Genomic DNA, 16,151 nt, shown 5'->3' with positions numbered 1-16,151 from the left:
CTTGATAATAAGGAAAGTATATAACATAAAAGGAGAGATTATCGTATGTCACGTGAAGTAGTATTATACATTGCTACAAGCTTAGATGGATTTATTGCAAAGGAAGACAATGACTTACAATGGTTAACTGAGACAGAAGGAGAGGGTGATGCGGGATATGAAGATATGTATCAATCAATAGATACAACGATCATGGGGAAAAAGACTTATGATTATGTGATGAAAAACTCAGAATCTTTCCCATATCCTGAAAAGAAATGCTATGTCTTCAGTAATTCTGAAAAAGATTCAAATGAATATGTGGAGTTTGTCAATGAAGATGTAGTAGAGTTTACGAGAAAGTTAAAGGAACAACAGGGTTCTAAAATATGGATGGTTGGTGGAGCGGGTATACTTGATGCTTTTATAAAGGAAAATTTAATTGACGAGTATATTATTACTGTTACACCTCATATACTTGGCTCTGGTATTCCGTTGTTTAAAGAAAAAAATCCACAAATCGATTTAATTTTAATTGATACTAAACGGTATGGTCAGTTCGTACAGATGCATTATAAAGTGAAGCAGGACAAGAAATAGCATATTTGGGTGTGCAATAGATTCCTTAAACCAAGCTTTTTGTATTACAACACTAATTAGGACAACTTTGCCCGTGAGTGAAGTTGTTCTTTTACATTTAAAAACACTATTTTTTACTACGACAAGATTTGACATAGTAAAATAGTATGGTTTTTTAGGGGACAGAGCTTAACCTCTATTTTTAAAGACTGCTTTGATAAATTTTCAAAGCAGTCCTTGAAATTTAGAGTTCAATTCACTTGTTTTATTTTTTATTTTTTCTAAGGAATAGGGATAGTACTACGGCAATCATAGAAATTACAAAGCCTAACATGAACGTGTCGCTATACCCTGAAACAGATGCTATTAATTGTTGGGCTACATCATTTTGATCAGCAGACTGCTCTAGATGACTACGGGAGCGTGCAGACATCGTAGCGATAAACAAGGATGTACCAATCGCTCCGGCAACTTGCTGCAATGTACTAAAAATCGCTGATCCATGTGGATAGTATTCTGGCGTAATTTGATTCAGACCATATGTTTGAACAGGAACTAGAACGAGCGCAACTCCCAGCATTAACAAGCAATGAGTTAAGGTTATTTGCAAGGTTGTCGATTCAAGTGTGAATTTTGTAAAGAGATACATCGCAATACTGACAATTAGTAGACCAGGAATAATAATGATTCTAGCGCCAAATCTATCAAATAATTTTCCTGTAATAGGTGACATTAAACCGTTGACGACACTTCCAGGCAACATAGTGAGACCCGACTGAAAAGCTGTCACAAGTAACACACTCTGCATAAACATTGGTAGTAAGGTAGTCGTTGCGAACATCGACATCATTACAACAATTAAAAGCATAATAGAGAGTGAGAACATCGGAAATTTGAATGTACGTAATTCCAAAATTGGGTTTGAAATACGTAGTTGACGAACTACAAATATAATCAGTGCCAGACTTCCAATAACAATTGGCCAATAAACTTGCGGGTCAGACCAACCATCATTACCTGAAGCACTAAAACCATACACTACACCACCAAAACCTAATGTTGATAAAATAATGGAAAGAAGATCAACTTTGGATTTTGTGAGTTCTGTTACATTGACAAGATAATAATACCCAATGATAATGGAGAGCAGTGTAATTGGAATAACGATATAGAATAGCCAGCGCCAATCCAATGCCTCAACAATAACGCCTGAAAGGGTAGGTCCGATAGCAGGGGCAAATGTAAATATTAAAAATAGCACACCCATAATGGAACCTCGTTTTTCAGCAGGGTAAATCATTAACAACGTATTCATCAGTAGCGGGATGATTAATCCCGTACCAATGGCTTGAACTATACGGCCAACTAGCAGCAGCATAAAAGTAGGTGCCAATGCAGCGATAATTGTACCAATTAAAAAGGTAATCATTGACATGAAAAAAAGTTGTCTCGTAGTAAACCATTGTTGAATTAAAGCTGTTACAGGAATTAGTGCGCCAACAACGAGCAGGTAAGCTGCAGTTAGCCATTGTATTGTAGTTGCCCCAACATGGAATTCATTCATTAGAACAGGCAAGGCATTTCCTAGTAATGTTTCGTTTAATGTTGCTACGAATGCTCCCGTCATTAGAGCAACCATGATGGGTGTTCGTTTTACATTTTGCAAATGTAAGTTCATGTAGTGTTCCTTCCTCTCATACAAATGTAGTTGTTGCGTTTTCAATTATAGAAGTATATTTCATAGTGAAATATAGTCAATTTTTCTACTTTGGGTAGTTAGGAGACAAAATTGAATAAATGTTGGAGTAATTGATTAAAAGGAAGGTGAATGCGGATGGATTTAAGAAAACGTCGCTCCATGCAATTGCTATGGAAAGCAATGTTTGACCTTATGACAGAAAAGAAGATATTGTTTTCTAAATTGACAGTCGATCAAATCTGCGAAAAGGCAATGGTTCATCGTTCTACGTTTTATAAACATTTCGATGACAAATTTAGATTGCTAGAGTATGGATTAAATGAAATTATGGAGGGCTATTGGGATATTCCATTGGAAAAAAGAATTTTACAGCCATTTTTTTGGTCCAGTGAATTCTTTGAAGACTCCAAATCCGATAAGCTAGTTCATGCACAACGAGGTGATGAGCTTTTCTTTGACTGTATGACAACTTACTCTATGCGATTACTGAAAAAGGACTCATTAAAATTTATTCAAAATTCTAAAACCATTGATATTCCGCATGATTTGTTAGCTGAATTCCATGTGGCTACAATGGTTGCTTTAAGCGAATGGGTGCGTAAAAATCCGAATCGAGTAAGCGTAGAGCAACTAGATGAATATTTTCATACATTAGTGAATGGGAATATATTTGAAAATTGCCTGCTTAATAATAATGAGGCACTAAAATAATCACAACAATTAGACCCTCTATAACCATAAAACCATCCAAAATGTGCTGATTAACCACATTATTTTACAGAATATTGTGGATTTTTATGACTGTTGCACATGTTATTTTAATATAAAAGGTTGAAACTATACACTGATGTCGGTATAATATGAAATATAAACGACGATAGTGTATAGTTTTTTATTTGCATTTTGTCACTCATTAAGGAGGTGGCTTATGGTACCAAAAGTTAGTGAAGAATATAAAAAAGAGAGAGAAAGGGAGCTGATAGAAGCAGCCAAGAAGGTGTTTATCGAGAAGGGTTTTGTTCGTACATCTATGCAAGATATTATGGACAAAGCTGGAATATCCAGAGGTGCATTGTATAGTTATTTCAATAATATTAATCATGTTTTTATCGAAGTTTTAAAACATGATGATCAAAAAGACATTCAATATTTTGTGCCATCTAAGGAAGGCCCACTTTGGCCACAATTAAAAAACTGGATTGAAGAACAGCAAATTTATATTGAGGCAATTGACCAAACATTGGTCTATGCAAAGGCGGAATTCTTTTTATCATATAATTACGCAAATAATAAAGATAATTTCCCTTACATTTCTGAACGCTACAATCGAACTACTGAAGCTATAGAAGAAGTATTAAATGAAGGTATGCGTAAGGGAGAATTTAGACTTCAACAATCTACTCATTCTATTGCTAGGTATATCCTGTCATTTATAAACGGTTTAATGTTGGATACGTTTCAACTGGGACATGAACAAACAAAAGTAAAGGATCAGTTATCCGTCTTACTTTTCTCTTTAGAAAAATTAATTAATCCAAAATCCGCAAAATAAGGAGTGAATTTTATGTTGTTTGAATCATCAAGAGTAAGACTAAGAAAAATGACAAAGGAAGATACAGAACTATATCACAAATGGAGAAATGATGTGGAAGTTATGCATTCCACTAACCCATCTTTAGATGTTTATCCGATGGAAGAAACTAAAGAATTTGTAGATCATGTTATTTTAGGATCTCATACAGCCAAGAGCTACATCATGCTTGAAAAAGGAAATGAAATACCAATTGGCATTGTATCATTAATCAACATTGATTATAAAAATAGAAATGCTGAATGTATAATTGACATTGGGGAAAAGAAATATTGGGGAAAAGGATTTGGTTCAGAGAGCTTGGAATTACTGCTGCATTATGCTTTTTACGAAATGAATCTTCACCGTGTTTACCTTAAAGTATTTTCGTTTAATGATAGAGCTATTCATTTGTACAATAAGATTGGTTTTCAACAGGAAGGAAGCAGTAGACAAAGTCTATTTAGAGATGGTGAATGGCATGACATCATTCATATGGGGATTTTGCAAAATGAATACTTTGAGAAACAAGTAAAGAATGTGTAAAAATTATTCCACCGTCAAATAGAGGAGCAGGAATGGAGTGACGTTGGAACAACAAAAGGATCAAAGGTTGCTATAAAAACAAAACATTAAGACAAGTAGTGAGTGAGCTAAGATACAGCTCACTCCTTTTTGACTTGCTAAAAAATATAAACATCACCATACTTTACCAAAAAAGATATCTTATAAAAATGTTTATATCCCGAGCATTGGTAGATGCTTTCGAGTATGATAAGTGAGTGCCAATGCAATACACTGTTTTAATTCATCTACTGGTATTTCATCATTCACAGCAAATACAATTGCTCGATTACCTTCATAGTTGAATAAATCACTATAAATCTCTTTAAACGTATCAACTAGCATTGTATTACAGTTAAAATACATGGCATATTGATCTGGGTTTGACTGTTTCCAGCCTATTCTAATTGTACTGCCTTTTTTTGTGATATAACTAGGCTCTCCCCATTTTAGCGTTTCATCCACATGATTAACGCCTTCAATCTCTATTACCGTATCCAAAATTAACTGACGAAGAATCAATAGTCTCGACTGAATATGTTCAGGATACTGTTCGAATACTTCCTCCACCTTAGTGTTTTCAATTGCACTCATATTGATCATTCCTTTTTTAGAATTACAAACTAGTCCAACAAATATTTTTAGGTACTTTACTCTATCGAAATTTCTAAAAGTGATTCAAGTTGACTGATGTTTCATAAAAGCTATTTTATCGAAATATAAATTTCTGCTTGTCCAACCTCTGGATTAATATCCTTGCTATAATATTCAAAATCACCTGTGAATGCTCGGTTATTGCCTGGCTGTTGTGACCATTGCCAAATATCAGCCCAAGCACGCTGTACCATCTCTATAATTGGTCCTCGTTTAGTGACAAATACAGCATATTTTGCAGCAGGAACAGTAAATACTTTTATCATATCTAGCTTTTGAAGCTGCAATGATTCCTGTACATGTACGCTAACCATTACTTCATAAAGTCCCGCATCGCCCTGTTCATAGTTGAAGTAACAGCTATAATGACCAACCTCTTGTATATTAACACCTAGCTTTTTACCAATATTTTGAGAATGAAACTGTTCAAATAACTTACCAATTTTGCCATCTTTGCTTTGTTCGGCTTCATTTGTTGTAACGGTACTAATTCCAGCTAACGTGAAGGAGGGTAATTCCTCAATTCGGGTAGATTCAATTTGTTTTGTAGTAATTTTGTCTTTAGACGATATATGTTCCCATCCAGTCATACTTTTTTGTTCGTTTTGTTTCAACTTTAATCATTCTCCTTATTTATAGAATGAACCCAGTATAAAACAACAAACCTGACAACTGACTGTCAAGTTGCATGATCATTTTTATAAATTTTTGCTATTTTTGCAGCACGACTAGCAATGATTTTCCGTAAATGTTGAGGCTCAAGCACCTCTACATGATGTCCTAAGCTAAGAATGAAACTATAGAGCCATTCATTTTCAGGATACGCCTTTTTTACTAACCAACTTCCATCCTCAACTGGCAAAAGTTCTTCAATGCCAAACCATTCTTCTGCTATATGACGAGCTTCACCCTGGAATCGAAAGACAACTTCTGGTACATTTGATGGTTTGAATTTACTCTTGCCTTCAATATGCTTCTGATTAGCGGGATTTCGACGAATGAAGGTTCTTTCATGGTCTATTCTGAGCTCTTTCATTCTTTTTAGTTTAAAAAGGCGGAACTGTTCTTTCTCTAAACAATAAGCTTGTAGATACCATTGTCTTCCTTTGAGAATGAGCATATGAGGCTCTACTATTCGCTGGGAAACTTCACCTTCAGCATTAGAATAGGTGAAGTTAACTAATACACAGCTATCTAATGCTTCGTCTAACAGTTGTAGTTTCAGACGGAGATGTTTACTACCACCCCAAGGAGAGTAATCGATTAGTAAGCGATTTGTCTTATGTTGAAATTCTTCTTCATGTGCTGGCAGTACGACACTATTTATTTTTTCTACTAGTCGTTGATGTTGCTCTTTGTCATATGAAGTGGAGATACTACGGAGGGCAGTAACGATAGCAGCAAGCTCGTCATTTGTTAGTATATTTCGATCCAAGCGGTAACCTTCTGACAAACCAATGCCACCGTTTGTTCCTTGGTAGGTGACGATCGGGATGCCAGCTGCATTAATTGCGTCAATATCTCGGTATATCGTTCGAATGGATACCTCAAACCGTTCCGCCAACTCCTTAGCCTGCACCATACGACGGTTCAGCAGTAGAATAATGATGGATAAGAGTCTTTCCAGTTTCAAAATATGTAACCTCCATTTCAATGAATAAGCAAGAAACTATTTATTTGAGATGTCTGAGATATTTGACAAGATGAGTCTTAACCTCAAGGTTTGGAATTATAAGAATAATAACCATCTCTAATATGCTAAAAAAAAATACATATCACTTAGATGAAGTGCGAACCTAAATGTTAAAATATTTTACACTTTTTATAGATACTATATATTGTAAGATAACTTGGATTATAAATCTATTTCAATTGCCTTTGATTAGTTATCTATTTTTCAGTTTTTTGTATTACTTTCTCAAAGGCAGCGTGTGGGACTACGGCTTTCCCAATATCGCATGTAGGGACCATTTAGCGGAATAATGTTTTTAGCATTTTAATCAGTTCTGGGTATTTTATTAGCTATTTTCTTGGATGAATTCTAAACGGCTTATTCTTTTTATAATTGGCTAACTGGCAAATGGACTTATTTTGATCTTGTGCTTTTTCTTTATAACGAAAAGAACAACTTGGTGAAGGCTTGAGTTTCACACTGTGTGATGGATTATAGTGTGGCCATACTCCAACTAGAGCTAGTAGTGTGTACTCTTTGCAAGAGGTGAAGTTGTTACTAAAGACTAAGGCAAAGTCTGAAAGGAGAGGAACAAGGCTTATAGGGCTGGCGTATAAAAAACTGGAGATATCATATGAGGAATTGGATAAATTTCCTAGTGCAGTTGGGCTATGCATATTAATTATTAGTGAGCGATTGTGCACAAACGAAAGAAAACTAGTTGAAGTATCTTTTAAAAAAACAACAATAACAATAATAAACGGAGGTTTTTCGTATGTCTCAACTGCCTGGTTTTGGATCAGGATACATCTTGAATTCAACTGAAAAGGAGAAAAAAGAATCTGCTGATGTTACTGTATCTAAAGAAAAGCAGCAATTCGACAACCAACTGACATCACTTTTTGAATCGCTTAAAGTTCCAGGCGTAGCTGTACTTGTATTTACCAAAGATAAAGTATTATACAAGAAAGAAATCGGTTATGCCAATATTGAAAAGAAAATTCCTTACACGTTGGACACAGTTACCAATATCGCTTCTATAAGTAAAACCTTTATTGGGGGATCATTGGCAAAAGCTCAGGAAGATGGCTTGATTAGCCTAGATGAAGATATCAATGTCATACTTCCTTTCAAAGTAGTAAACCCATATTTCTCAAATGAGAAAATTACTTTAAAAAATCTTGCTTCACATACATCCGGAATAAAGGATGACGACACTAAATATATCAATTCATACAGTGCTTATGGCGCCAAGAATATGACCTTGAAAGATTTCTTATATAACTATCTAAATCCTGAGGGCAAATGGTATTCAAAGGACAATTTCTCAAACAAAAAACCAGGGACAAGCTTTTCTTACAGCAATATAGGGTCTGCGCTTGCAGGATACTGTATCGAAGTAAGAAGCAAGATGACATATGCCGATTATGTCAGGAAAAATATATTTAAAAAGCTGTCTATGAGCAGCAGCGGATGGAATAGGGATGAATTCACTCCAGCAAACATAGCTTTAGATTATTCTAAACTGAGGATTGATTTTACCAACCATACGGAATCCATGGGTGCCACGCTTGAGCCATTGCCTGCTTATGAGTTAATTACATATCCCGACGGCGGGGTTATGACAACAGTAAATGATCTATCGAAATATTTGCAAGCTGTAATGAAAAGACAAGATACATTTATTACCGCGAAAAGCATTGATTTAATGCTGCAAAAACAATTTAACGACACTAATGTTCCTCCAGAATGTAAAGAAACTGATGAAAATATAGGATTATTCTGGAGTTATAATGGCGAAAAGGTCTGGGGACATACCGGCAGTGATCCCGGAGTAGATACATCTATGTATGTAAATTTAAACAACGTAGGCATAATAACTTTTATAAACACGGACAACTCTAGTTTGGATGGAGAGAAATATGATGAATTAGTAAACTTGTTGATAAATTGCCCAATTAAGTAAAAATTAATTATTCATTTGTTTCTTTAATTCAGTAATCAATCCATTTAATTGAATACCAATAAAACCAATATAAACGTACATTATGTGAACATAATTAGAGGGGAGATTTTGTAGTTGGTGAGCGATTTGAGTAATGAAGAAATTCCAAAGCAAGCTATGCAAGCATTAAAAATCGTAGAGGAGTTGCTTGGAAGTTCGATAGTCGGGGTATTTTTATTTGGTTCTGCAGTTAATGGTGGTTTACACATTAACAGTGATGTAGATATCCTAGTGGTCGTGAATCATAGTTTACCTGAAGGAACCCTAAAAAAACTAACGGACAAACTAATGACTATATCTGGAAAGATAGGGAATACAGAATCTATGAGACCACTTGAAGTTACGGTGATAAACCATAGCGATGTCGTACCTTGGCGATATCCACCCAAAAATGAATTTATCTATGGTGAGTGGCTCAGAAGTGAGTTTGAGAAAGGACAAATCCAGGAACCAACCTATGACCCTGATTTGGCTATTGTTTTAGCACAAGTGAGCAAGAATAGCATTTCTCTATTTGGTCCTAATGCTTCAGATATACTTGATCCCGTTCCGATGATAGATATTCGAAGAGCGATTAAGGAGTCTTTGCCAGGGTTGATTGAGGGTATCAAAGGTGATGAGCGTAATGTAATTTTAACCTTGGCTCGAATGTGGCAGACAGTGTCTATTGGTGAAATTTCTCCAAAAGATGTGGCTGCAAAATGGGCTTTACCTCGGTTACCCAAAGAATATTCGACTTTACTCAACTTAGCCAGAAAAGCATATCTAGGAGAATATGTTGATAAATGGGAAGGACTGGATTCTGAGGTGACAGAGCTCGTTTATCATATGAAAAATTCTATAGAAACTTGTCTTAGTCAAACCGAGGAAAAGCGAAAACAATAATAGAAATTTTGTACACATTTTATTGAACAATCTTCAAAAAGAAAGAATCCATTTTCACAATCTTTTTATCAAAACGGAAAATGGATTCTTTTTTTTATAGTAAATTGTGAGCTTGGGAGGTGCTTTAAATCAAACTTTATTACAAACCTATAGTAGGACAATAATTTAATATTGAACAACTTCTTAAAAGGGAATTTTAATATTTATGTTAAAATATAGTGTGAATATAGTGGTTTGAATTTAAATTAAGAGTTAAAATTTCAATCTATTTAAGATTGTCATACTTGAATAAACAAGATTATTACTTTCCTAGGTTAATCAACACATGTGTTATGATGAATAAAAGACTTGATTGGCGTGAAGACATGGATGAATACATTCGATTGGTGAACAAATCTGAAGATTATATTGAAAGCCATCTGAGTGAAAAAATCTCACTAGATGAATTAGCAAATAATGCAGCTATGTCCAAATATCATTTCCATCGTATATTTAGCAAAAACAGTGACGAGACGGTGAAACAGTTTGTTACCAGAATAAAAGTGGAGCGAGCGGGAATATTCCTCACTGTCCGCAAGGATTTAAGCATCACAGATATTGCTCTCCAATATGGTTACAATGATGCGAGTACCTTCAACAAATCTTTTAAGAAGTATTTTGGAATGTCTCCATTAGAATACAAAAGCAAGAAACGACAAGAAATAACAGATAGTCTCCCCTATACTTAAGTTAAAGGAGATGATATTAATGGAAAAACCAACGATCACAGTAGAAAATATAGAAATGAAAGTAATCTATGTACGCTTTAAAGGAAATTATGTCGAGTATAGAAAAAATAGTCGCAAGATGTTCAATGAACTATTCAAATTCGCAAATAAATATGATTTAGTCAAAGAGAATGTCACAAAGGTAATAACTATATACCATGACAACCCTTTCGTAACTGATTCAAAAAATTTACGAACTAGCGTAGCAATGACGGTTCCATTAGATGCGGTGATTGAAGAAGAAGGACAAATCGGTACGATGATTTTTGGTGGAAAATATGCAGTATTACATTATGACCTAACGTTGGGTGAGTATGAAGAAGCTTGGAAATATGCTTATTCTGATTTGTTACGGACTAACAGCGAATACACACTAAGAGATTCATTCCCATTTGAATTATACGTTACTGAGCCACCAAAAAACTTCAAAGCTAAGAGCAAGACAGATATTTATGTTCCTATTGAGTAAAAATACAATATGTGAATAAATCCACTTAAAATAAAGGGATTTTAACTTAATAAGGAAAGGACTTGCGTTTATGATTAAATTTCATATATGCTAGTCCTTTTGTTTTACTTCTCTTTAGCCACTCCTGTAACTTTACACATGAGCTTTGTAGCGATAATTAGACAATATTTGTAAATGATTCCTCTGCTCCACTATCAAAGTTCACAGAATCGCTAAACATTTTAATGAGCTTGCTCTGTTGTTGTTAAACATTTGTTGGTCACGAAGTTGTCACAGGACGTGACGCATTTAGCCTTTGTTCCTTTAGCGGAGGAAGCGGCTCGACGCTCGCTCGCAGCCTTGCTCTGCGCGAAAATGAAGCGTCAGCGACAAGGTGAGTAGCCCGTAGCGGAAATCAGTTTCTTCTAATTTAACATAATGGATAAAACTGGTTAATCAATAAGAATACTTATTTTGTAAAGAAACATTTCTAGAATGGATTATGAGAAAAATTACAAATGTAGTAGAAGTATTTTTTTGTTACTCTCAAAGGAGATTTTATAGCAGTTTTTAGTGGAAAAAATTAAATCTAATAACCCTAACCGCAAAACTAATTCATAAAACAGCGGTGAGTATCTGTGAAGAAACAGAAGAAATATAGTATTTTTCTTCTGTACAAATATAGCCGGTAATAATAGGTAAAAGGTTATTATGCTAATAGCAGTCATATAAGCAAAATAAAAAAATCCTTTTCAGCTCAACCAATACTAACGGACAGTCCAATACCATTTTATAGCATCTTTTTCAACATTCTTTACAAAATCGTCTTTCCCATCTCCATAGCCTTCTATATCATTTGGATATTCTTTGGCGAGTTGGCTCTTTAATTCCCCATACTGCCTACACACTTCGGGATGCTCTCGAAGGTAATCTCTAAATGCTAAATGTCTTTCAATTTCTTCGATTTTGTTATATTGAAAAGCGTGAATTTGGTGTGTGCGATGAGCGCCACCTTTGCGGAAATATCTCCTTCCAGTTATCCCGAATTCCCCCATAACTTCATAGCCGATCTCTTGAAATTGATTAGAAAATGAATCTAACTTATGAATATCATTGACTACTAGTAAAATATCAATAATTGGTTTTGCTTTTAGACCTGGAACTGATGTGCTTCCGATATGAAAACTTTTCACTAATTCTTCTTGAAGGATAGTCCTAATAGAATGCTCCTCTTTTTGATAGTCGCTGATCCAATTCTGATTATAATCTACAACTTTTATTATCATTCAATACACCCCATTCTCTTATTTTGTGCATTATTACAAGATATATAAAATTTAATGTGTTGTCAATGAATGATTTTGTGAATTTTTGTAAATAAAAAGTGGGAGTAAAGAGCTATGCTGCACTCCTCACCAGTCACCTTTCCTCCTTATCGTTGCTTTCATTAATTTTAAATATTGAGAGTCCCCTAGACCGTATTGGGGGAAGAGGTGTAGTAGGTTTCGAACGATTTCATTGTGAGGTAGATTTTGATGTGTTTGAATATATTTTGTAATTTCATTATCCTTTTCTAAAAGTCCTAAATACAATTTGATTCCCTGATACATAACAGGCATCAATTCTACTTCGGGCATACGATGGTCTAATAACACTGCCTCATAAATATCATAATAGTTACTTAATGTTATTTCGCTTTCTTTCACATCATACGTTTCCTCTCTAACTGCATGATAATAAATAGTCCCTTTAAATGATATTTGTTCTAAATAAGCTAAAATGGTTAATAAATTCATCTGGCAGAACATATCTTCACCAAACCAAAGAACGATACATTGATAATTTTTCAAAAATAAACTGTTTAAGAGTGGCGCAACTGTAATTGCTTCATATTCTGCTAATGAGACTTGATGCCCCTTTGCTCGAATTTCTTTGAATGAGTCGCTAAAAATTGTTCTAACAGTGTCATTTACACACATCGCTTCATTAAAAGGTGCATAATCGCTTTTTCCCATTAATTGTTGGGAACTAAATTCTTCATACATCCGTTGTCCATTTAAAATGTTCAATACCTCGTGATCAAAATACACATCTATTCGCTTTTGTAAATCTTCAATTCTTAATTTTTTTGAAATGTCCATATAATAACTCCTCGCTTCATTCATAGTGAGTTTTACATATGATTGCAATGGCTCAGGACATAAACGAAAGGCATTGGGGCTAACACCTATTATTTCCTTAAACGCCCTGGAAAACGCTTCTTGGGACGAATAGCCATGTTTTATTGCTATCTCAATAATCCTTTCATCTGTTTCAATAAGGGCGATTGAAGAAAGATATGTTTTTCTAAGGGTCCTATATCGTTTAATGCTGATTCCTGTTATTTGATGAAATTTAAAGGAACAGTAATAAGAAGAGTAGCCCATTGCTTCACTTAATTTTATCAAAGAAAACCCCTCAAACAAATGCTCTTCAATCCAATCAATCATATCTTGAATCATATTGTTCATCATGTATCACTCCCTATTTTTAATTATAGTGAAGAATTAAAAAGGGGTTTTGATATTCGTTGTGCTTTTTGAATGAACCGAATTTATCATTAAGATGAAATTGAAGAAACTAAATAAAGAACGAATCTATCAATATACGTATTAATAGATTCGTCAGTTTGTCGAATTAATGTGTATCTTACTTCTCCTTTGAGTGAATGCTTTTTATCATGCACATCGCGCGTTTTGTAAGTTTACTTTTAAATTATTTCTTGTCGATAAGGGATTGAATATAGATTTCAGTCATTTTAATTTGTTCTTTCCATAATGAAATAATCCATTCTCTGTCTTCCAAAGAGATTAAAAAAGTCGCAAATCCATTTAAATAAGTAACTATTAAATCATTTATTAGCTCAATGTCAGAAGGAGTTAATTGATCCCCATAAAAATCATTTAATAAAACCTCAAATAAATCAAACGGTGTCTTATCTCTGTCTTGATTGAAGATAAGATCATCAAACTCTTTATCGTATGAAGATTTCACTACAAATTGTAATTGAACATTAATTAGATGTAAGTATTCTTTATTTTTTTCATCAATAAAAAAAAGAAAATATTTTAGCATAATATCAGAAAAAGAATCTGTTTCTTTAGATTCATTATAAATTTGTTCTAAAGCTTCATTCATGAGTATATCAGATAAAATAAAAGCCTCTTGTTGAATTGTTTCCATAGAACCGAAGTGATGAAATACACTTGCTTTACTAACATTGGCTCTCTTTGCAATGCTGCTAGCACTTAACGCCTCTATACCATTTTCTGCAATTAAAGAAATAGTAGCATTTAGCAATGCCTCTTTTGTTTTATTTCCCTTTTTTTCCCTACCATCAATCATTAGAGTACCTCCTAGAGAATGGTTGTTACATTTTTTATCATTATATCATAAATTAAATTACTTGACCGATTGGTTAGTTTTGAGTACAATTTTATTGACCGTTCGGTTAGTTTTAAGTGTTAGAAGTGTTTGTATGAAACTTCATTTCAAGTAATAGATAAGGAGAGGGGAATAGATGAAAAAAAGAAAGTTACTTATTTTTGCGATATTACTTGCATTGTTAACGTCTTTTATAAGTTTTAGTCAATTTTTAAGTCCTTCTCAAGAAGAAGTAGGGGAAACAGAAAAGGATTTTTCATCTGACCGAGCTCTTAATTATTTAAAAGAAGTAGCAAAGGAACCACATCCTATAGGCTCTTCTGCGAATAAAAAGGTAAGAGACTTTATTGTCAAACACTTTCAAAATATAGATATTCCAGTTGAAATTCAATCGAAGCAAGTGAAGGATATAAGTGGTGGGGAGTATGCTATAGCAATAGGTGCAGAGAACGTTGAAAATATTATTGCAAAAATCCAAGGAACATCCGGTGATGATAATGCGATTTTATTAACAGCTCATTATGATTCTGAAATAGAAACTCCTGGAGCATCAGATGATGGTTACGGCGTTGTCACAATTATGGAGGCAGCAAGAGCTTTAAAACAAATGCCAGCACCTAAAAATACAATTTATTTTGTTTTAACAGACGGTGAGGAGCAAGGTTTACTCGGAGCGAGTGCTTTACATGATCGAACGGATATTTTAGACGAAGTACGTGTTATGCTAAACTTCGAAGCAAGAGGTAATACAGGGGTACCGATTATGTTTGAAACGAGTTCAAATGATTTAAAGTTGGTGCAATTGTATAAGGAGATTGTTCCATACCCTGTAGCATACTCTTTTGCTTCTGAAATGTATAAAAAGATGCCGAATGATACAGATTTTACGGAATTAAAAATAACAAAAAAATTAGGATATAACTTTGCAAATATGGGTGGCTTAGAGGCATATCATGCAGCGATAGATCGTGTAGAGAATAGTGACGAGGAGACGATTCGTCACTTTGGTGATTATGCCCTTCCTTTAGTGAAAAAGTTTATGATGATGGACGCAAAAGAGTTTCAAGCTTTAGAAGATAGTAAAGGTAATGCGATTTACTTCCCATTAATGAAAAAAACATTAGTTGTGTACGCCGAAAAGTTTGTAATTCCATTAATGGTTGTTTTACTTCTCTTAACAGTCGCAATATTCTTCTTCAGCTTTAAAAAGCAAGTGATACAGACTAAAGGATTTACTTTTAGTTTAATAGCGTCGATTGGTAGTCTTGTCTCTATTTTCATTTTCTATTTCCTTCTAATTCGTCTATTAACAATTGTATTCAACGTTGGAATAGATGAAGATGGGATAGTTATGTTTGGTACTTATGATTCGTGGATCCTTACATTGTTGGTGATACTAGCTATTGGGCTCTCGTTCTTTTTGGCGAAGTGGATTTCAAAAAAGTGTGGTACTGTGAATTTTACCATAAGTACGCAAGTTTTATGGATCGTATTGGCTGTGATGTCGAGTCTTACTTTCAAAGGTATTAGCTACGCATTTACTATCCCAGCAATCATTAGTTTACTGTTGCTTTTACCAATCCTAGTAAAAGTAAAATGGGCAAAAGGTGTGTATCATTATGTAGCAGTTGCAGGATGGACAGTAACTAGTATTCTATTACTCGCGCCAATTATGTATCTGATTTATATAGCAAAAACAATTAGTATAGCACCTATAATAGTAGTTATTACAGCATTAATTACATTCCCTATAGTAGGAATCGTGAATTGGTTAACGACAGATGATGGTAAGGCATAAAAAAGAGGAGAAAAACGATTTAGTTTTTCTCCTCATAGTGTTGAAAAACTAAATGGTCAAGGGACTCTTTGTGAATACTACTAATTCAAATGAAGGTGATTTCCGTTC

Annotated in this window: 16 protein-coding genes; 9 read left to right on the top strand and 7 right to left on the bottom strand. The window is 34.2% G+C overall.

All coding sequences use genetic code 11. The features are described from left to right. Positions 1–45: 45 nt before the first annotated feature. Positions 46–579, top strand: a complete 534-nt coding sequence (locus AC3WOM_RS16440) for a dihydrofolate reductase family protein (protein WP_492447627.1) — start codon at positions 46–48, stop codon at positions 577–579. 244 nt (positions 580–823) lie between these two features. Here the strand turns inward: AC3WOM_RS16440 and AC3WOM_RS16435 are convergent, their stop codons facing one another. Further along, complete coding sequence (locus AC3WOM_RS16435) at positions 824–2,236, bottom strand: MDR family MFS transporter (RefSeq protein WP_492447626.1); 1,413 nt, start codon at positions 2,234–2,236, stop codon at positions 824–826. Between the two features lie 156 nt (positions 2,237–2,392). Between AC3WOM_RS16435 and AC3WOM_RS16430 the strand changes: the two genes are divergently transcribed. The 3 genes from AC3WOM_RS16430 to AC3WOM_RS16420 all read left to right on the top strand — a co-directional run bounded on the left by AC3WOM_RS16430 (position 2,393) and on the right by AC3WOM_RS16420 (position 4,373). Further along, complete coding sequence (locus AC3WOM_RS16430) at positions 2,393–2,968, top strand: TetR/AcrR family transcriptional regulator (RefSeq protein WP_427539067.1); 576 nt, start codon at positions 2,393–2,395, stop codon at positions 2,966–2,968. Positions 2,969–3,185: 217 nt separating this feature from the next. Beyond that, entirely contained in the window at positions 3,186–3,809 is a 624-nt protein-coding gene (locus AC3WOM_RS16425) for a TetR/AcrR family transcriptional regulator (protein ID WP_492447625.1), read from the top strand. 12 nt (positions 3,810–3,821) lie between these two features. Then, entirely contained in the window at positions 3,822–4,373 is a 552-nt protein-coding gene (locus tag AC3WOM_RS16420; RefSeq protein WP_492447624.1) for a GNAT family N-acetyltransferase, read from the top strand. 192 nt (positions 4,374–4,565) lie between these two features. Here AC3WOM_RS16420 and AC3WOM_RS16415 read toward each other — a convergent pair whose 3' ends face one another. From AC3WOM_RS16415 to AC3WOM_RS16405, 3 genes are all read right to left on the bottom strand, one after another. Beyond that, the gene (locus AC3WOM_RS16415; RefSeq protein WP_492447623.1) at positions 4,566–4,985 is read right to left on the bottom strand and encodes a DUF1801 domain-containing protein; all 420 of its coding nucleotides are present in this window, start codon (positions 4,983–4,985) and stop codon (positions 4,566–4,568) included. A gap of 110 nt (positions 4,986–5,095) precedes the next feature. Next, positions 5,096–5,659, bottom strand: a complete 564-nt coding sequence (locus AC3WOM_RS16410) for a GyrI-like domain-containing protein (RefSeq protein ID WP_492447622.1) — start codon at positions 5,657–5,659, stop codon at positions 5,096–5,098. Positions 5,660–5,724: 65 nt separating this feature from the next. Next, positions 5,725–6,678 carry a helix-turn-helix transcriptional regulator gene (locus AC3WOM_RS16405; RefSeq protein ID WP_427539052.1) on the bottom strand — a complete coding sequence of 318 codons (954 nt, stop codon included), beginning with the start codon at positions 6,676–6,678 and terminating at the stop codon, positions 5,725–5,727. An 814-nt stretch (positions 6,679–7,492) separates the two neighbouring features. Here AC3WOM_RS16405 and AC3WOM_RS16400 point away from each other — a divergent pair. From AC3WOM_RS16400 to AC3WOM_RS16385, 4 genes are all read left to right on the top strand, one after another. Continuing rightward, a complete protein-coding gene (locus tag AC3WOM_RS16400) occupies positions 7,493–8,683 on the top strand; it encodes a serine hydrolase domain-containing protein (protein WP_492447621.1) in 1,191 nt (396 codons plus the stop codon). A gap of 117 nt (positions 8,684–8,800) precedes the next feature. Then, positions 8,801–9,607, top strand: a complete 807-nt coding sequence (ant(9), locus tag AC3WOM_RS16395) for an aminoglycoside nucleotidyltransferase ANT(9) (protein WP_492447653.1) — start codon at positions 8,801–8,803, stop codon at positions 9,605–9,607. A 284-nt stretch (positions 9,608–9,891) separates the two neighbouring features. Beyond that, on the top strand, positions 9,892–10,335 hold the full coding sequence (locus AC3WOM_RS16390) for a helix-turn-helix domain-containing protein (RefSeq protein WP_492447620.1): 444 nt from the start codon (positions 9,892–9,894) through the stop codon (positions 10,333–10,335). Positions 10,336–10,354: 19 nt separating this feature from the next. Next, on the top strand, positions 10,355–10,843 hold the full coding sequence (locus AC3WOM_RS16385; RefSeq protein ID WP_492447619.1) for an AraC family transcriptional regulator: 489 nt from the start codon (positions 10,355–10,357) through the stop codon (positions 10,841–10,843). A gap of 746 nt (positions 10,844–11,589) precedes the next feature. Here the strand turns inward: AC3WOM_RS16385 and AC3WOM_RS16380 are convergent. The 3 genes from AC3WOM_RS16380 to AC3WOM_RS16370 form a co-directional block, all read right to left on the bottom strand. Next, positions 11,590–12,108: a GrpB family protein gene (locus tag AC3WOM_RS16380; protein ID WP_492447617.1), complete on the bottom strand. Its 519-nt coding sequence runs from the start codon at positions 12,106–12,108 to the stop codon at positions 11,590–11,592. A 126-nt stretch (positions 12,109–12,234) separates the two neighbouring features. Beyond that, positions 12,235–13,332: a helix-turn-helix domain-containing protein gene (locus AC3WOM_RS16375; RefSeq protein WP_492447616.1), complete on the bottom strand. Its 1,098-nt coding sequence runs from the start codon at positions 13,330–13,332 to the stop codon at positions 12,235–12,237. 244 nt (positions 13,333–13,576) lie between these two features. Then, positions 13,577–14,206 carry a TetR/AcrR family transcriptional regulator gene (locus tag AC3WOM_RS16370; RefSeq protein ID WP_427539035.1) on the bottom strand — a complete coding sequence of 210 codons (630 nt, stop codon included), beginning with the start codon at positions 14,204–14,206 and terminating at the stop codon, positions 13,577–13,579. 175 nt (positions 14,207–14,381) lie between these two features. On the opposite strand from AC3WOM_RS16370, the gene AC3WOM_RS16365 reads away from it, so the two are divergent. Continuing rightward, the gene (locus AC3WOM_RS16365) at positions 14,382–16,043 is read left to right on the top strand and encodes a M28 family peptidase (RefSeq protein WP_492447615.1); all 1,662 of its coding nucleotides are present in this window, start codon (positions 14,382–14,384) and stop codon (positions 16,041–16,043) included. Positions 16,044–16,151: the final 108 nt, after the last annotated feature.

It is taken from the genome of Lysinibacillus sp. FW301-JW8, assembly GCF_058788755.1.
Note: the sequence above shows the minus strand (reverse complement) of the source record. Positions and strands in the feature narration are given on the sequence as shown.